Here is a 19,768-nt window from a genome sequence, read left to right on the forward strand (position 1 = left end):
CCAATGCATACTATTGTTATACATTTACAAGATCAGCCCCAAGATTGGCACCTTATAGAACCTTTTTTCTATAAGGCCCAATCTTCTGGGCTGCTGTCTTTTTTTCAATGTAAACCTAACTTTAATCGAGAAGATGACATCGAAACGGTTTATAACGATATTATTCACCATTTAATTCAGCAAAGAATTTCTCACTGGAATTTTGTCGTTATGATGTACATCCCTTCGCCGATGTATAGTAACAAGAGGTTAACAGTCCAGCTGAATCAAATTAAAGAAACATGGTTACGAAAATTTACTGATCATGATATGAGTCCGCAAACAGTAACAGCACTAATACTAGATCCGTTAAGACGAGACTCTATGGAAGCACCAGAAGATGGCATAAGTCATAGCTACTGGCAAATCGATAATTTTGGATATTTTCATGATGAGGAAAAAATTGGAAACCCTCAAAATATGTTTGTAGCTTCAGAACTTACTGAACTAAATGAAATATGGGGGAATCCTATAAATTTACAAGAAGCAGGTCTTCTAGAAAAACCGAACACGTCTTTTCTAGAATTACTCTTCGATAAACGAACAAGAGTAATTGACAGATTTCAGACACAAATACATGAAAAAAAACGATATGCAGAAAATCTTGAAATTGAACCTGTACTACATAAAGCAAACGTTTTATCTACTGAGATGTTAACTGAAATTGAAGAAATGTTTGTAAATCAAGTGACGACGATGTTACAGAAACGGCCTCTTCCAAAAGAAATTGATGCTTTTTCTCCAGGTCAATTACTTGAGAACATTTTAAAAGAAAAAATTGCGCTCCCTTCTGTCATTTCTGATTTTAGAGTCATTCGTCAATTGTCTTCCATTCATTCCGTTGAACGAAGAACCAAAGCATTATTATCGGTTGCGCTGTTTATCAATGCAATTACAACAACGAACGAGTTCATAAAAAAGTTGCCAAAGGGAACAACATACGAATTGCTTACAGTGGTCAATGATGCCGAGTTAGAACAGCTATTGTCTGATTACTCTGCTAGTCTTCAAACCGCGGCAACAAAAGTAGAAAATCAAATTTTACAACGAAAGTCAATTATGAAACGTAGGTTTGAACCGATAAAAGTAACGCCTCACACGGCTAATTTTTTAACGGAACCTGACTTTTCAGTACCTCCTTTTAAGGTACGAAACCAAAAAACGTATTATCAAACATGGGAAGTATTTGTACAAGAAGTTGAAGAGGAGTTACAACGACGTGAACGCTCGATGTTAAGAGAAGCTGCAAAAGGAGCCGATGTATTATCGGTAATTAAAAGGCAGAAGCCTATTACTCGTGATGAACAAGTTGATCTTCATGAGTATATGGAGGAGCTTCAGCAGCAAATGGATGTCATTTATTCGGAATTAGAGGAAATTGGACCTGGTGTTTCTGAACTAGACTCGAGTTGGGAAACGTATGCAGAAAAGGCAAACTTTGAAATGGATATTCACGTTAAAGCATCCCCAACCAAAAAGCAAGTTGCAGTTGCTTTATCATTATCAATGTTGTTCTTACTAGGCCCCCATTTATATGTTCAAAATTGGGAGTTCTTGTTATTTCAAGAAAAATGGTTAGACTTTTTAGTGATTCCATTATTGACAGCAATTGCGGTATTGTCGTGTGGTTATATAGTAAAACAAAAAATGGTTAAACCAATTGAAAAAATTATTTCAATTACTAAATCGGAAAAGAAGAAACTGTATGATGAACAGCTCAGTCGTCAAAGTCAATACAATCAATATTTAAATAAGCTGTACGAATTGTATCGAACGATGCAACAGTATTTTCTTATCAAAGAAGAATACGACAAAGAGAAGCGTGAGAATTCGCTTTATCGCTACCACTTAAGTGAGATCCAGGATTATTTGGAATCCTGTGAAAATTTAATTCGGAACCTTGGATTATTGGTTTATCAAGAAAACCAAAACTCGTATCATCATTTTGATGCAAAGTTTAAAGTGACAAAAAATATTGAAAATAACCCGATCTATTCTCCTTTTGATTGTGTTTCGTCGACAGTTCAAAAAAATAATTCGTTCGATCTCCATATCGGTCAAAAGAAGTCAACATATAATAGTGGTTATTTAACTGTGCTTGAACGTTTGAAATTTGAAAAAGATCAGGTGTATAAGTTATGAGCGAATGGAAATTAATTACTTACTCAATAATTGGTTTTATTTTGGTCATTCTTTTTTTAGCTGTTACTAACTATAAGAAAGATGAACGATATAAACAAATATCGTTCCCATTATTAGCGGTAGGATTTTCGTTCATCGTCATAAAGACTGACTTTATAATGAACAATCCGGTCACTGCCTATTTGTTTTCATTGTTTCCTAGTTTAGAAGGGCATACGGTTTTATTGTATAACTTTGTCATACTTTCAGTTTTTGGAGGCGTAAAGTTAGCTTGGAAGTTTTCAGATAAGACAATAGTTTGGGTGACAGGAAAATTGAAAAAAGGGCACTCCATAGGAGAAAGAAGCTTTTGGGCGAACCTATTTGCTAAACTTGTTCAAACCTTACCTGAAGATTGGCGTTTACGTTTTATACGTAAAAAAGGTGGAGATCGAACGGTTGCGATTGCTTATCAACAAAATATTCGAGATGTCACCTTAAAACCAGAATGGTTTTTTCCTAGAAAACTGTTTTTAGTGATGAGTATCATTCCTCTAATAATGATCGTCTTTTATATCGTTAGTATTCATGTCCAATTATTTGATTGGTTGATGCTACTTTTACCGACCTACCCTGCGTTATCGATTATTTTATTGTTGGAATGTGCATGGTTTTTAGGTGGGAAAACACCTGAGTTTCGAAAAGAAACGATTACAGGTAGAGATGTGGAAAGTAAAATTCATACCGAATATGAAGCACTTTATGAAGAGTATCAGGAGAAATGGCCAGATCGGATATTAGCAAACGATTATATAAAATCCCCTTCAGCGATACAGGAAGGATTGCCTTATCACGTAGAAATGATGCATTCAACTAACGAAATTAAACAGCAGTATGATGAAATTTGCCGTAGACTTCGGGCAAAAAAAGTGAATCTATCAGCAAATGATAGTGAAATTTTAGGTCAACTCTTAGAGGGAAAAGATGTTCTTATTGAAGACCCGGTTTACGGACATATCGAACATATTCTTTTTCCAGCATTATTAAATTTACTCGTGCAAAATAAAAAACTACTTGTTATTACGAAAAATAGTGAGGCTACCAATGATTGTAAAACGTGGCTAAGAAACGGATTCAAACAATCCAACGGATTTGAATTTTTATGGAAAATTTCATCACTAGACGAAGCGCTTGAAGACAATGTGGATACGGATGTGCTCATCGTTTCCGTGGATAAAATTACACAAAACGTTTGCTATGATTTTATTAAAAATGGTAACGGTACAACGCAATATGAAGCTGTACTGATTTTAGAATCTGAGCAAATCATTTCGCAATACAATCTTTTGTTACATACTTTTTTTCACCGACTAGAAGATATCGTGAAGAAACGTCCACAGTATATTCTGTTATCGCAATGGTATGAAGATTTGGAAACGTCCGCTCGGAAAGTAACAAAGACGACAATGGTTAATAAGGACGCTAGAAATTCACGAAGTAAAAATTTATTCTATATTATTTGGCAAAAAGAAGGGGAAGGTCGTTTTCAAAAAGCAATATTACCGCGATTTACCCATCGTACGATTGAACCAGAAGCTGTTTTGGCGGCTTTAGCATTAAAATATCAAATTGAACAAATTCGCTTTATCTACCAAGATAAAAACCCAATTCATGAAAGTATCGAAGAACTGATCCATAATAAGGATCAGTTGAAAAATATTGATGTACCGACAGTTGCTTTAGATACGATCCGGCATAGGAGTGTATTTCATAAACAGTACTGGTTAGTACCATACGGTGATTATGCATTCTTAATATTGCGAGATGTTAATTATAATTTAATTGATACACTATCACAGTGGTGGTCGAATGCGAAAAATGATTTATTCGTGCAAATTGTTAGTCCGCCTTATTTATTAAGAGATTATTTAGCAGCTACTATTGATTTTTACTTAGATAATAATCGGAAAATATCTCCAATTGCACCACGCTTAGCACAAACGAAATCAGCAACTGCTTACGCTTTATTAGAAAGAATGTCACAATCCTATTTAACGGAAGAGGAAGTTCACTCGTACCTTGTCCGTGTTGATATTAAGAAGGGTTCAATTATTGATGGAGTAAATATGTTATTTCAAGAATGTTTTCAGCGGGGGGAAGATTATCGTCATGCCATTGAAGTGCGAAAAGCTTCCGTTTTTTACCCAGCCAAAAATAAGTTCCAAGATGAAATTACATATAAAATTACGACGAGAATTAGAGAAAGACTTTTAGAACACCGTCATCAGTTTATAGAAATTAAAACGCATGCAGGTAAGGTATTAGGTCATCTATTTGAAGGGCATTTGTATCAAAACTATTTATTCGGGCAACTTCATGCTTTTGATGGCCACTTGTATCGTGTTCGCAGTTATGATGAGAAATTAGCTACGTTAAATGTAAATTTCGAAAAAATTGTGGATACGGGCATGTACCGGCAAAATCGAACGTATCAATTAATGGATTGGAAACATGCTGAGCAAAATCTATATGAAAAATGGTCAACGATGGAGTGGCAATTTGAATTGGCTGAAGCAGAAGTGAATGTTATGACAGAAGGTTATTACACATTTGATCAACAAATTACGTTTAATGAAAATAAAGCTAAATATCATTTTTTAACAGAAGAACAGCAGTCACAAGTAAAAAGAAGGTATTCTCACGGGAAAGTTTTAAAAATAACTTTACGCACATTACAAACTGCTTTTGTTGAAAAAGATAAAGTCGCGTTTACACTTTCATTCTTATTAAATGAAATGTTTTATACCCTTTATCCAAACACTTATATGTATGTTCAAGTTTCGACGCAATTGAAGGAGACTTTTTTTAATGAAAATATCGAAATGAAACAAATTTTTCCTACACTAGAAATGTCTGAGGAAACTAATAATGAAAATGAGCTTGTTTTATATGTGTTTGAAGATTCGCCTTTACAACTCGGTCTAATCGAAAGTATTCTCATGAACCGTGCACATATCATTGAAATTCTTGAAGATTATTTAACATGGGTGCTTAAAGAGCCTACAAAAAATGAAAAGTACTTAAAATTCGGCAAAGATTCCGTCAATTCGTTATTTGCTATTGAAGAAGCAGCTAAACTTGTGCGGAACTTTTTAGGGGATCATATTTTGAGTAATGTACGTCAGGCCTTTGAAAAAAACCATATCGTTCAGAAAGATATAGAAGAAACGGAAATGAAACAATGTGATTTCTGTGCAAGACAATATCCATTAGCTGAATTTGAGGAATTAGATGATGGACGTCACCGTTGTCAATATTGTAAACAAAGTGCGATTAATCGTGTGGCTGACCTATCATCCCTTTATGAACAAGTAAGGAGCTATTTTGTTGAACAATTTGGCGTACAATTAAGAAAAGATATCTATATTGAATTAATGAATGCGAAACAACTTCATGCGCTAAGCGGATTACCATTTATTCCGACCAATGACTATGATCCTCGGATCGTCGGTAAAGCAGTCATTGATGATGAGAAAAACATTTCCGTTTATATTGAAAATGGTGCTCCACGCATCCAGACATTATTAACGTTTGCCCATGAAATGACCCATGTATGGCAATTTGACTATTTAAATATTCAATACATGACACTTGAAGAACTTGAAGGCTTTGCGAGTTGGATTGAAGTTCACTTTGCAGAAACGTTAGGTGAAATGGATTACGCGGAAATGCTTCATCAGCAGCTGCTCAATCGAACCGACGAATACGGTCGAGGCTATCAAATGATGGTTGAAAGGTTAGCAAACAATCGACTCTTAAAAACGCCATTTGATATTTATATACAACAAGAAGTGTAACGTAGGATTAATTGACTAGCGAAGCTTAATTTATTAGAGCTAAGAACTCGACCCAAGGCTTGGAGGATAGAAAAGGTGAAGAGGAAATAAAGTTCCTATTACAGGTAAGTTCCCTTACGCCTATGGCAACATCTGTGTGATCCGTATCTTGTGGGCTGAACTAACAATCAGTGGGGGATAAAGGAAAGCTCTCAATGAATGAAGTTTCCACTTAATTAATGTTTAAAAGAGAAAGGACAGTCCAAATAAAAATGGGACTGTCCTTTTAATCATGATTACCTTATTATTTACGTAATTTCAACACCACATCTTCATTTGGTGTGACATATAATGTGGTTTGATTGTCATAAATTACAAAACCAGGTTTGGAGCCGTTGGGCTTTTTTACGTGGCGAATTTTTGTGTAATCGACAGGAACACCGCTTGATTGCCGAGCTTTACTAAAGAAGGCAGCGACTGTAGCTGCTTCTGTTAATGTCGTTTCATCTGGGTCAGTATGGCGAATCAATACATGTGAGCCTGGGATGTCTTTAGTATGAAGCCATATCTCGTCTTGACGAGCTAATCGATTCGTTAAATATTCGTTTTGCTTATTATTTTTCCCAACAAAAAATTCGACGCCAGTTGATGAAACATACGACTCAATTTGGGGCTTTGTCGGTTTTTTCTTCTTCTTGCTGTCTTTTTGACGACGTCTCACATAACCTTCTTCAATTAGTTCTTCTCGAATTTCCTCGATATCTTTCGGTGACGCCGCCTCCATTTGTTGTATGAGTTGTTCTAAATACTGCATTTCTAGTTTCGCTTTTTCGATTTGTTCTTCGACGACGGCAACAGAATTTTTTGCCTTATTGTATTTACGAAAATAATGTTGAGCGTTATCAGACGGTGATTTCTGTGGGTCTAATGTAATCGATACTGTAGCGCCGTTTTCATCATAATAGTCGAGAACGTTAATTGCTTGATCACCTCGTTTTACGAGGTGAAGATTAGCCGTTAATAGTTCTCCGAACCGTTGGTACGTTTGCGCCTTTTCGGCATCAACTAATGTTTTTTCAAGTTTTTTGATTTTCTTTTCATTTTTTTGAAATTCATTTCGTAAAAAACGTTCTAAATCATGGGCTTGCTGTTTGACGCGGTCGCGTTCTCCTTTTCCAAAGAAGAAGCGATCTAGTAACTCACTTACAGATGTAAAAAATCGTACATCGCCTTGCAGGTGCGTAAGTGGAAAAAGGGAAAAAGCTTCTTTGTTCTGAGCCAAAACCATCTGTGGCTCAAATTTATTATTTTTTAACGGTCCAATCACGTCAAAAAAAGCTCCTGCAACCGCCTTTTGTTGTGTTAATTTGGCCCGATGAACAATTTCTTTTGTTACTTGTGGTGATATACCTGAAAACGTCTCGAGTATTTGCTTATCTAATTTTCCTTGGTTAAAATCAAGTCTACTAAGTAACCCTTCTTCATCGATTGAAAAAGGATTTATTTTCCCTTGCGCAGGTGGAAATTCGTATGTTTGCCCAGGTAATACCGTTCGAACACTACTTTGCGATGGAGAAATATGTTTGATACTATCGATGATTTTTTTGCTATCTTTATCGACGAGTGTAATATTACTATGGCGCCCCATAATTTCAATAATTAACGTCTTATACGTTGTATCTCCTAACTCGTCTTTTCCTTTAATATCGATTGTGATAATCCGTTCCATATCAATTTGTTCTATTTTTTCAATAAAACTTCCTTCTAAATGTTTACGTAGAAGCATACAGAACATCGGAGGTTCTTGAGGGTTTTCATATTTTTCTGTTGTTAAATGGATCCTAGCAAAGGAAGGGTTTGCAGATAGAAGTAAAGAATGATTTGTACCTTTTGCTCGAATCGTAAATAATAACTCTGTTTTATAAGGTTGATAGACACGAGAAATTCTTCCCGTTTCTAATTTTTCTTGTAATTCTTTTGTTATTGCTTTTGCCATTAATCCATCAAATGACATACGTTCACCAACTTCCTCATCGATCTTTTAAAATAAGTTCTTAAAATAAGTTCATAAAGGAGGACAAAAAGACCCGAGAAGTTCGAAGTGGTGCAGTAGCGAGTACCACAGCGTATGCTGTTAATACGTGAGGAACACAGCCGCAAACCAACGAAGAAATTCGACAGAGATTTTTCCCAGACTTATTGAACATCCTCTAAAAATTTATAATTCTAAATCATTCCCACCATCAGTATAGCATTTTTTAGGACTTGCCTGAATATGATGCTTGTATAAAGTGTACAAGATGTGGGGTGTCTTCATGAAATGGTATGAGATGGAGGTAAATGAAGTTGAAAGATCAACAGGAACAGACGGAATACAAGGTTTATCAGATAAGGAGGCACAAAAACGACTAAAACAATATGGAGAAAACAAATTGGATGAAGGTGAAAAACCTTCGGCACTATTAGTTTTTTTAGGACAGTTTAAAGATTTTATGGTGCTTGTCTTACTTGCTGCGACACTTATTTCTGGTTTATTAGGTGAATACATCGATGCGATAACCATCATGATTATCATCTTATTAAATGGTGTATTAGGTTTTGTTCAAGAAAGAAAAGCAGAAAAGTCATTAACGGCTTTAAAAGAATTGTCAGCGCCTCAACTCATTGTACTTCGGAACGGTGAATGGAAGAAAATCCCGTCGAGTATGGCAGTTGTAGGTGATATCGTTAAAATTACGAGTGGGGATAGGATTGGCGCTGATTTGCGTCTTTTACAAGTGAATGGTCTTCAAATTGAGGAATCGTCACTGACAGGAGAATCGGTGCCTGTCCAAAAAAGTGAAAAGGTCTTACAAGGAGAAGAACTTGAACTTGGTGATCAAGCGAACATGGCATTCATGGGAACACTTGTTACTCAAGGAAATGGAATTGGTGTCATTGTTGCTACTGGAATGAAAACAGAGATGGGAAAGATTGCCCACTTGCTTCAGTCCACTGAAACATTAGTTACGCCTTTACAAAGAAAACTCGAACAATTAGGAAAAATTCTAATTGGTGTTGCATTACTCCTAACTGCCCTCGTTGTTCTTATTGGTGTGTATCAAGGGCATGATGTTTACACGATGTTCCTCGCGGGTGTATCGTTAGCGGTAGCAGCAATTCCCGAAGGTTTACCTGCCATTGTTACGGTTGCATTAGCACTCGGTGTTCAGCGAATGATTAAGCGAAAAGCGATCGTGCGTAAATTACCAGCGGTTGAAACATTAGGTTGTGCCTCTGTGATTTGTTCTGATAAAACAGGAACGTTAACACAAAATAAAATGACAGTGACTCACCTTTGGATCGGCGGTAAGACGTGGCATGTGACAGGAACAGGTTATGAGCCTACAGGAGATTTCTTAGCTAATGGTGAAAAAGTCAATATTCAAAGTGAACGGGCACTCCAACAAATGTTAGCGTTCGGTTACTTATGTAATAACGCTAAAGTAAATGAGAAACCTGTAAATGAAGGTTTATTAAAAAAGAAGAAAACTGAATATATACTAGACGGCGACCCAACAGAAGGAGCACTCGTTGTCGCAGCAATGAAAGCAGGAGTTTCGTCAACAGGACTTAAAAAACAATTTACTATTTTGAAAGAGTTTCCTTTTGAATCTACACGAAAGATGATGACGATAATTGTTCAAGACAAAAATGGAAAAAGGTTTGCTATAACCAAAGGTGCACCAGATGTTATCCTTGCAAATAGTAAAAATATCTTTGTGAATTCGCGCGAAGAAGAGATGACAAATCGTAGTCGAACGTTAGTTGAAGATGCAATTACAACACTAGCTAGCCAAGCACTACGAACAATAGCGATTGCTTATCGTCCACTGACGAATGCGGATAAAGTAGATCATCCTTTAGATGTAGAAAAGGAATTAACGTTCATCGGTCTTGAAGGAATGATTGATCCACCACGACCAGAAGTGCGAGATTCTATACGTGAATGTCGTGAGGCTGGGATTAAGACAATTATGATTACTGGAGATCATGCGATTACAGCTCGGGCGATAGCAAAACAACTAGATATTCTTCCTGAAAACGGAAAAGTGTTAGACGGGCAAACCTTATCGAGGATTAGTGTTCAACAGCTCGAAGAAATCGTGGACGACGTGTATGTTTTTGCTCGCGTTTCTCCAGAGCATAAATTAAAGATTGTTAAAGCGTTACAAGCGCGAGGACATATTGTTGCAATGACAGGTGATGGTGTTAATGATGCACCCGCCATTAAAGCAGCTAATATTGGTATAGCAATGGGTATTACAGGCACGGATGTTGCAAAAGAAGCTTCATCTCTAATCTTAAGCGACGATAATTTTGCAACGATAAAAGCTGCAATAAAAGAAGGGCGGAATATATACGAAAATATTCGTAAATTTATCCGTTACATGCTCGCTTCCAATGTTGGGGAAATTCTCGTTATGTTATTTGCGATGATCTTAGGGTTACCTTTACCTCTCGTTGCGATTCAAATTTTATGGATTAACCTCGTGACAGATGGTTTACCTGCAATGGCGTTAGGGATGGATAAAGCAGAAGGCGACGTGATGAAACGACCACCTCGAAGTCCTGATGAAGGCGTTTTTGCTAGAGGACTAGCATGGAAAATAATAAGTCGTGGGTTTATGATTGGGATCGTAACACTTATTGCGTTCATGGTAACATTGAATGCGAACCCAGATGATTTAACTAAGGCTCAAACAGTAGCGTTTGTTACACTCGTTATGGCACAGCTTATTCATGTTTTTGATTGTCGTAGTGAATATTCTGTATATCATCGAAATCCTTTTGAAAATATGTATCTCGTTATTGCGGTAATCTCGTCCATTTTACTCATGCTTGCCGTCATTTACTATCCACCACTCCAAACAGTTTTCCATACGACGTTCATGGATGCTCGTGACTGGCTTCTTATTCTCGGTATGGCTGCCATTCCGACTGTAGTACTTGGGGCAGGTCAATTGTTTGGTAAGCGCTAAGTTTTCAGACTTGCTATTTTAATAAAGTTTCGTTAGGCTGTTAAAGGTAACTTTTTACCTCTAACAGCCTTTCTTTTTTACCCTGTTTAACTGACATCCATACTCCTACTTGAAGGAAGACAAAGTATTGGAAAAAAAAGAAGGATAAACGCCAGCAGTTCTAGGAGGATATAAACAAGGACTAATGCTTCTAATAGAACATTTGTCTGGCCTACACCGATAAGACTCAACTACCATCAGTGTGGGTGAAGGAAACCTCCCACTGAATGGAGTTTCACTTTATCGTTGAAGATGGTAAAATTAGATAGAATAGAAAAAGTGGATGTGATAAGATGATTACAAGTATGACAGGATACGGTCAAGCGGTCTTAGACAATGAACGCTTTAAAGTTTCAGTTGAAATGCGTTCCTATAATCATCGTTTTTTTGAAGTAATGATTCGTATGCCTAGACAGCTTCTCCCTATTGAAGAACAATTAAAAAAAGCGGTCCAAAAACAAGTGAATCGAGGAAAAGTCGATGTTTTTGTTAACATAGAAGGCGAAGGCCTCTTTAAAAAGCGGCTTGACGTAGATTGGGATTTATTTCACGAATACATTCACACGGCGAATGAAATGAAAAAACAAGCAAACGTTACTGGCCAACCAACAGTTGACGGATTACTTTTACATGAAAAGATTGTAAGTGTTCACGAGCAAGAGCAGATGGACGAAGGACTTTTCACTTTGCTAGTTAAAGCGACTGAAGAAGCTGCACTTAAATTAGTAGAAATGCGACAACGTGAAGGTCATTCATTATTTACCGACTTAAAAACCCGAGTAGAACTTGTAAACCAGCTTGCTAACGAGTTGCGTAAGTACGCGCCAAATGTTGCTGATCACTATCGTTCGAGATTGCAAAAGCGAGTAGAAGAATTTTTACAAGGTCAAGTCGAATACGATGAAGGCAGGTTATTAAATGAAGTTGCCTTTTTTTCAGACAAGGTGAATGTTGATGAAGAGTTGATCCGATTAGACTCTCATACCCTCCAGTTTTTAAAAATAATGGAAGATGGTGGGGTTGTCGGTAGGAAGCTTGATTTTCTCATTCAAGAAATGAATCGAGAAGTGAATACGATCGGTTCGAAGGCAAATGACATACATATTAGCCGGCATGTGGTAGAATTAAAGAGTGAGATTGAAAAAATTAAAGAACAAGTGCAAAATATTGAATGATTTTATAGAAAAACCCCCATTCTTCGTATATAGTATTTTTAGGATGGGAAAAATAATGAGAGTGAGTTTTTCTTTTTTACAATAAGACACGTGTCAGCAACTTCCATTTTTGGGGAAAAGCTAAAGTGGTCCAATTCACTCCTCTCAAAAAGCGAGGGAGAATAGATGAATATTAAGTTAATTAATATCGGCTTTGGTAACATCGTATCTGCAAACCGGATTATTTCAATTGTAAGTCCAGAGTCAGCTCCGATTAAGCGAATTATACAAGAAGCAAGAGAACGAAACATGTTGATTGACGCAACGTATGGAAGACGTACTCGAGCGGTAATTATTGCGGATAGTGATCATGTTATTTTAAGTGCAGTTCAACCTGAAACGGTTGCTCAGCGTCTAACGAACAAGGATGAATCAGAAGACGCTTAAGACATACATATATTTATTGCTCGGCGCATTTGCCGAGTTTCTTTACACTTTTAACAAAAGGCTTGTCGTAACGTACGTTGTAAAAGAGTGACAAGTTAAACGGAGGTATTTATGAAAAAGGAAAAAGGGTTGTTAGTTGTTCTCTCAGGTCCTGCTGGTGTAGGAAAAGGAACAGTTTGTTCAGCACTTCGACAAGAGAACACAGACATACAATATTCAGTGTCTGCAACCACTCGTGCTCCACGTGAAGGAGAAGTAGATGGTGTTAATTACTTCTTTAAATCACGAGATGAATTTGAAGAAATGATTAAGAATGATGATTTATTAGAGTGGGCTGAATATGTTGGAAATTACTACGGAACTCCAATTGATTACGTGAAAAAAACGATCAATGAAGGTAGGGACATCATTTTAGAAATTGAAGTTCAAGGTGCTTTAAAAGTGAAAGATCGTCTACCTGAGGGAGTGTTTATCTTTCTAATGCCGCCTAGCTTAGCTGAATTAAGAAAGCGGATTGAAGGGCGTGGGACGGAGACAGCTGACGTAATCAATAAACGAATGACGGTGGCGAAAGAAGAAATCGATATGATGAAGAAATATGATTATGTCGTTGAAAATGATGAAGTTCAGTTAGCTGTTGATCGAATAAAAGCAATTGTAACAGCTGAACATTGTAAACGTGAACGATTAATCGAAAAATATAAACAGTTAGTGGAGGTCGAATAGTTTGCTATATCCATCAATTGACTCATTATTAGATAAGTTAGATTCAAAATATACGCTCGTCACTGTATCTTCAAAACGAGCTCGTGAAATTAAAGAGGATAAAAAACGTGGACCATTAGTGGTTAAGCCAGTTTCTCATAAGCCAGTAGGGGTTGCTTTAGAGGAAATCGTATCAGACCAACTTCAATATGAGCGCCTTGAAAAATAACAACCTATTCTTACAATAGGTTGTTTTCTTTTATACTTTAAACAAGTCTCACTTATTTAGCGGATAATTCGTCTATTTCTAATAATTTATGAAAAATTATTTTCTAATAAGAGTTAAAATAGAAGAAACTACATTGATTTTCGCTTATAATTGGCGATAATTCATTACTACGAACAGTAAAAGTATGGGGGGAAGAGAAGATGTTAAACGGAAAAAAAATTTTACTTTGTGTGACAGGTGGTGTAGCTGTATTTAAAGCAGCTGCGTTAACGAGTAAACTTTCACAAGCGGGTGCAACGGTTAAAGTCATGATGACAGAAGCAGCTGAGAAGTTCGTTACCCCGTTAACGTTTCAAACCCTTTCTAGGCAACCCGTCTATAATGATACCTTCGATGAGAAAGACCCTAGTGGAGTGGCTCATATTGATTTAGCCGATTGGCCCGATGTTGTGCTAATTGCACCAGCTACTGCTAATATGATTGGAAAACTTGCAAATGGGATAGCAGACGATATGATTTCGACAACATTACTTGCGACAACCGTACCAGTGTTCATTGCACCTGCAATGAACGTACATATGTATGCACATCCTGCTGTAGAAAAGAACTTACAAACATTAAGTCAATACGGATTTCATTTTATCGAACCTGAAGAAGGATTTTTAGCGTGTGGTTATGTTGGAAAAGGTCGTTTAGCTGAACCTGAGCAAATTATTCAACAATTAAACCAATTTTTTCAAAACCGATCACATCAACCATTGAAAGGGCAACAATTTCTTGTAACTGCAGGACCTACTCAAGAAAAGATTGATCCAGTACGTTATATTACTAACCATTCTTCAGGGAAAATGGGGTACCAAGTGGCTGAAGTAGCAGCTAATTTAGGTGCATCAGTGACACTTATCTCAGGACCAACTCAACTTAATACTCCTAGAGGTGTAAAGCGGATTAATGTTTTATCAGCACAGGAAATGTATACTTCGGTTATGGAACACTTTGCTACTGCGAATGTAGTCGTTAAGACGGCTGCTGTCGCAGATTACCGTCCCAAAGTGGCTCACAATCAGAAGATGAAGAAAAAACCTGGTGATGCTGTCATTGAGTTAGAACGAACAACAGATATATTAGCGACACTAGGTGAATTAAAAACCCATCAAACGCTAGTAGGTTTTGCAGCAGAGACGGAACAAATTGAAGAGTATGCAAAAGGCAAATTAGAACGAAAAAATTTAGATATGATCGTTGCAAATAATGTCACCGAAGCAGGAGCTGGATTTAAGGGGGATACAAATCGAGTATCCATCTTTAAGAAAAATGGGGAGGCTGTAGAGCTTCCAATGATGACAAAGCGAGAAGTAGCTGAGAAAATTCTAGACGAAGTCATTCAATATCAAAAAGGAAGTCTTAATAAATGATTGCTAGAGTTGTTGTCGATGTTCCAAGTGGACAAACTGATCGCCTTTTTGATTATAAAATACCAGCAGAGTGGTCACACATTTTAGAAAAAGGGATGCGTGTTGTTGTTCCATTTGGTCCAAGATCTATACAAGGTTTTGTTGTTGAGATTATAGAAACCTCAACTGTCGATAAATTGAAAGAAATTAAAGATATATTAGATGTTACACCTGTATTAACAGAAGAGTTATTGAAACTAGGTGATTGGCTAACAGAACAAACTTTATCTTATAAAATTTCAGCCTATCAAGTAATGCTACCAGCAGCATTGAAAACAAAAGTAGAAAAAAAACTAGTTTGTCTTAAACCGCAGCACTTACCTTTTTTGCTACAACCTTTTTTTGAGAAACAATCAATAATGAGCTGGAATGAGATTGTTGAAACGAACCCAAGCTTATTAAAAACAATTAAGGAAGCAGTTAAAGAAGGATTACTTGAAGTTGAATATTCCGTAAAAGATAAAGGTAAAAAACAAACGCATCGAATGATTGAGTGTCTATTTTCAAAAGAGCAACTAGTAAGTCTTATTGACACTCTCCCACAGAGGGCAGAAAAACAAATAGCGATTGTCCACTATTTTATGAATAATGTAGGTAAAGTGCCGTTAATTAGATTAATTGAACTTACCGATAGTAGTCGGTCATCCGTAAAAGCCCTTGTTGATAAAGGCATCCTCATTGAAAAAGATGAAGAGTTTTATAGAGATCCATTTTTGAATGAGCAGTTTGAACAAACAAAACCATTACCTTTAACTGAACAACAACAACAAGTAACAATACCTATTCTTACTTCGATTGAAGAAAACGTACACCATACTTTTTTATTACATGGCGTGACAGGAAGTGGAAAAACGGAAATTTACTTACAGGTGATTGAACGAGCATTATCTAAGGGACAAGAAGCGATCGTTCTCGTACCAGAAATCTCGTTAACCCCACAAATGGTTGAACGGTTTAAAGGGCGATTCGGTTCACAAGTAGCTGTTCTTCACAGTGGTCTGTCGCTTGGTGAAAAATATGATGAATGGCGAAAAATTCATCGCAAAGAAGTAAGAGTTGCGGTAGGTGCGAGATCAGCGATTTTTGCTCCTTTTGAAAATTTAGGGGTCATCATCATTGATGAAGAACATGAAGGAAGTTATAAACAAGAGGAGATGCCCAGATATCATGCAAGGGATGTAGCCATTTTTCGCGGTCAATTTTATCATTGTCCCGTTATATTAGGAAGTGCGACTCCTTCATTAGAAACATTTGCCAGGGCCAAAGTGGGTAGATATGAGTTACTTACATTAGGAGTGCGTGTAAATAAAGGTCCACTTCCGACCGTTGACGTTGTCGATATGCGTGAAGAGTTAAGAGCAGGAAATCGCTCGATGTTTTCAATTGCACTTTTTGAAAAAATGCAAGATCGTTTAAATAAAAAAGAACAAATGGTCTTATTATTAAATCGTCGTGGATTTTCGACTTTTGTAATGTGTCGTGATTGCGGATTTGTTGCAACTTGTGAACATTGTGACATTTCCTTTACCTATCATAAATCAAACCATTCTCTTAAATGTCATTATTGTGGACATGAAGAACGGATGATATCGACTTGTCCGTCGTGTGCAAGTGAGCATGTCCGCTTTTTTGGAACGGGGACGCAACGAGTAGAAGAAGAGTTAGGGAAAGTCTTACCTGAAGCCCGTGTAATTCGAATGGATGTTGACACGACAAGAAGAAAAGGTGCTCACCAAAAATTGTTAAAAGACTTTGGTAATGGAAAAGCTGATATTTTATTAGGCACTCAAATGATCGCGAAAGGTCTTGATTTCCCGAACATTACACTTGTCGGGGTCCTCACAGCGGATACAATGTTACATCTACCAGACTTTCGTTCTTCAGAAAGAACTTTTCAACTGTTAACCCAAGTGAGTGGTAGAGCGGGTCGTCATAAACTTCCTGGAGAAGTTATCGTTCAAACATATACACCGGAACATTATAGTATTGAACTTGTCAAAGAGCACGATTATGTGAGCTTTTTTCAACGGGAGATGTTTATCAGGAAAAATAGTGGGTATCCTCCATATTTTCATATTGCTCTAATCAATGTTTCACACCAGGAACTTCCTAAGGTTATTCATGTGACCGAAAAAATTACTCATTTCATTAAAGAACAACTTTCCAATGAAGCGAATGTCCTAGGGCCTGTCGCTTCACCCGTTGCGCGGATAAAAGATAGATATCGATATCAATGCATGATAAAATACAAAAATGAACCAGCACTTGGTAAAATATTACGTGAAATACAACAGCATTACAGTCGAGAAGTTTCGCAAGGAGAATTGCTAATTTCCATAGATATGAACCCACAGATGTTCATGTAACAATATATGAAAAGATATGTCTACATTGAAAGGTAGGTTATTCAGAAAATGAAAATCGTCTTTATGGGTACACCCGATTTTTCCGTCCCTGTATTACGTCAGCTCATTGAGGATGGATATGATATTGTCGGTGTTGTTACACAACCCGATCGACCAAAAGGAAGAAAAAGAGTATTAACTCCACCTCCTGTGAAAGTGGAAGCCGTTTTGCATGGTTTAACTGTCCTGCAACCGGAAAAAATAAAAGAAAAAGAAGAATTAGCAAAAGTACTTGCACTCGAGCCAGATTTAATTGTGACTGCGGCATTTGGTCAAATTTTACCGCGAGAAATTTTAGAAGCTCCAAAGTACTGTTGTATTAATGTCCACGCCTCTTTATTACCTCAATATCGTGGAGGTGCACCAATTCATCAAGCAATCATTGATGGACAAAAAGAAACAGGAATTACGATTATGTATATGGTAGAAAAGTTAGACGCGGGTGACATTTTAACACAAGCTGTCGTTCCAATCGAAGAAGAAGACCACGTCGGTTCTTTACATAATACGCTAAGTGCAGCAGGAGCGAAATTATTATCTGAAACGATTCCATCTCTAATTCGTGGTGAAATAAAGCCCATTGAACAAGACGACTCGGAAGTAACATTTGCAAGAAACATCTCACGAGAACAGGAGAAAATCGATTGGCATAAACCAGGTGAAGAAATCTATAATCAAATTCGCGGACTTCACCCATGGCCTGTTGCTTTTACCACATTTGCTGGACAGCCTATGAAAATTTGGTGGGGGAATAAAGTACGAGTGAAAAAGGCGGAAGCACCTGGTACAGTAATAGCAGTCGAAGAGGACGGGTTTATTGTTCGAACAGGTAACGAGATCGCGATTAAGGTGACCGAACTTCAACCCGCTGGAAAAAAACGAATGTTAGCGCAACAGTTTTTACGAGGCGCTGGTATTACAACAGGAGATAGATTAGGAGATCATCATGAAAATGAAAACCGTACGTGAAGTAGCTCTAGATGTGTTACTTCAAATTGAAAAAAATCAAGCGTATAGTAATTTACTCTTAAATCAAACGGTACAAAAATCAAATTTGGACCCGAGAGATGTCGGCTTGTTAACAGAAATCGTGTATGGTACCGTTCAGCGTAGGGATACCCTTGACTTTTACTTAGAACCTTTCATAAAAAAAGGGAAAAAGAAGTTAGAGGATTGGGTGCTCGTTTTATTACGACTCTCCCTATATCAAATGGTATACCTTGACCGTGTACCCGACCGTGCGATTGTCCATGAAGCCGTGACAATTGCAAAGCGAAGAGGTCATCAGGGGATTTCTGGAATGGTCAACGGTGTGTTGCGAAATATCAGAAGGCAAGAGTTGCGGTCGTTTGATGAGATTAAAGATGAAACGAGTCGTCTTGCCATTTCAACAAGCCACCCGTTATGGTTAGTAAAACGCCTGATTAAACAGTATGGAACAGAAGTGGCCGAACAAATCTGTTTGACCAATTTGCAACCCCCTCAAGTAACGGTTCGTGTCAATCAAACGAAAGTTACTGTGGATGAAGCAATGGAGCTTCTTCAAGGAGAAGGCGTTGATGTGGAGCGTGGCCATCTTTCTGACGATGCCCTTATTATAAAGAAAGGAAACGTCACACATACGAATGCTTTTCAAAACGGGATCTTTACCATTCAAGATGAAAGTTCGATGCTAGTAGCTAGAGCCCTTGGTCTAAAAGAAGGTATGAACGTATTAGATTGTTGTGCGGCACCAGGAGGGAAATCAACACACCTTGCTGAGCGAATGAATGATAATGGACGAGTAGTTGCTCTTGATTTACATGAACATAAAGTGAAATTAATTGATCAACTAAGCAATCGTCTTGATTTAAAATCTGTCCAAGGAATGGCAATGGATGCACGTCTGGCAAGTTCTCATTTTGAGAATGAGAGCTTTGACGCGATCTTAGTCGATGCTCCTTGTTCAGGTTTAGGAGTCATTCGGAGAAAGCCTGATATAAAATGGACAAAAAATGCTAAAGATATTGAGGCTATACAAAAAATTCAAAAAGAAATATTAACAGCCGTTGTTCCGCTATTAAAACAAGGTGGGCGGCTTGTTTATAGCACATGTACGATCGACAATTCCGAAAATGAAGAAATGATACAATGGTTTTTAGATCATTTTAACGAATTTACGATGGATCCATCACTTAACGATCGTTTACCAGATCATGTATCAATTAATGTGGAAATGAATGAGGGTAGTTTAACCATTTTGCCACACCATTTTCAAACAGACGGATTTTTTATAACCTCAATGATCAAACGGTAAATCAATGAAAATGAGGACATGA

12 protein-coding genes are annotated in these 19,768 nt (G+C 37.2%); 11 read left to right on the forward strand and 1 reads right to left on the reverse strand.

The features are described from left to right. The first annotated feature begins 3 nt into the window (after window positions 1-3). Window positions 4-2,181: a hypothetical protein gene (locus BK574_RS26070; protein WP_078430679.1), complete on the forward strand. Its 2,178-nt coding sequence runs from the start codon at window positions 4-6 to the stop codon at window positions 2,179-2,181. Further along, a complete protein-coding gene (locus tag BK574_RS26075; protein ID WP_078430680.1) occupies window positions 2,178-6,017 on the forward strand; it encodes a hypothetical protein in 3,840 nt (1,279 codons plus the stop codon). The genes BK574_RS26070 and BK574_RS26075 overlap by 4 nt, the downstream gene beginning before the upstream one ends. A gap of 283 nt (window positions 6,018-6,300) precedes the next feature. Here the strand turns inward: BK574_RS26075 and BK574_RS26080 are convergent, their stop codons facing one another. Beyond that, a complete protein-coding gene (locus BK574_RS26080) occupies window positions 6,301-8,010 on the reverse strand; it encodes an Rqc2 family fibronectin-binding protein (RefSeq protein WP_078430681.1) in 1,710 nt (569 codons plus the stop codon). 301 nt (window positions 8,011-8,311) lie between these two features. Here BK574_RS26080 and BK574_RS26085 point away from each other — a divergent pair, with 301 nt between their 5' ends. The 9 genes from BK574_RS26085 to rsmB all read left to right on the forward strand — a co-directional run bounded on the left by BK574_RS26085 (window position 8,312) and on the right by rsmB (window position 19,746). Beyond that, window positions 8,312-11,017 (forward strand): cation-translocating P-type ATPase, encoded by a 2,706-nt coding sequence (locus BK574_RS26085; protein WP_075385590.1) that lies wholly within the window; start codon window positions 8,312-8,314, stop codon window positions 11,015-11,017. Window positions 11,018-11,349: 332 nt separating this feature from the next. Then, window positions 11,350-12,231: a YicC/YloC family endoribonuclease gene (locus tag BK574_RS26090; RefSeq protein ID WP_075385591.1), complete on the forward strand. Its 882-nt coding sequence runs from the start codon at window positions 11,350-11,352 to the stop codon at window positions 12,229-12,231. 165 nt (window positions 12,232-12,396) lie between these two features. Beyond that, on the forward strand, window positions 12,397-12,657 hold the full coding sequence (gene remA / locus BK574_RS26095) for an extracellular matrix/biofilm regulator RemA (RefSeq protein ID WP_075385592.1): 261 nt from the start codon (window positions 12,397-12,399) through the stop codon (window positions 12,655-12,657). A gap of 111 nt (window positions 12,658-12,768) precedes the next feature. Then, a complete protein-coding gene (gene gmk, locus BK574_RS26100; RefSeq protein WP_075385593.1) occupies window positions 12,769-13,383 on the forward strand; it encodes a guanylate kinase in 615 nt (204 codons plus the stop codon). A gap of 1 nt (window position 13,384) precedes the next feature. Next, window positions 13,385-13,591 (forward strand): DNA-directed RNA polymerase subunit omega, encoded by a 207-nt coding sequence (rpoZ, locus tag BK574_RS26105; protein WP_075385594.1) that lies wholly within the window; start codon window positions 13,385-13,387, stop codon window positions 13,589-13,591. A gap of 200 nt (window positions 13,592-13,791) precedes the next feature. Beyond that, a complete protein-coding gene (gene coaBC / locus BK574_RS26110; RefSeq protein ID WP_078430682.1) occupies window positions 13,792-15,006 on the forward strand; it encodes a bifunctional phosphopantothenoylcysteine decarboxylase/phosphopantothenate--cysteine ligase CoaBC in 1,215 nt (404 codons plus the stop codon). Next, complete coding sequence (gene priA / locus BK574_RS26115; RefSeq protein ID WP_078430683.1) at window positions 15,003-17,411, forward strand: primosomal protein N'; 2,409 nt, start codon at window positions 15,003-15,005, stop codon at window positions 17,409-17,411. The genes coaBC and priA overlap by 4 nt, the downstream gene beginning before the upstream one ends. A gap of 48 nt (window positions 17,412-17,459) precedes the next feature. Continuing rightward, window positions 17,460-18,419 (forward strand): methionyl-tRNA formyltransferase, encoded by a 960-nt coding sequence (fmt, locus tag BK574_RS26120; RefSeq protein WP_078430684.1) that lies wholly within the window; start codon window positions 17,460-17,462, stop codon window positions 18,417-18,419. Next, window positions 18,397-19,746, forward strand: coding sequence for a 16S rRNA (cytosine(967)-C(5))-methyltransferase RsmB (gene rsmB, locus BK574_RS26125; protein WP_078430685.1), 1,350 nt, complete (start codon window positions 18,397-18,399; stop codon window positions 19,744-19,746). Before fmt ends, rsmB begins: the two co-directional genes overlap by 23 nt. Window positions 19,747-19,768: the final 22 nt, after the last annotated feature.

Source organism: Alkalihalobacterium alkalinitrilicum (assembly GCF_002019605.1).
Classification (GTDB): domain Bacteria; phylum Bacillota; class Bacilli; order Bacillales; family Bacillaceae_F; genus Alkalihalobacterium; species Alkalihalobacterium alkalinitrilicum.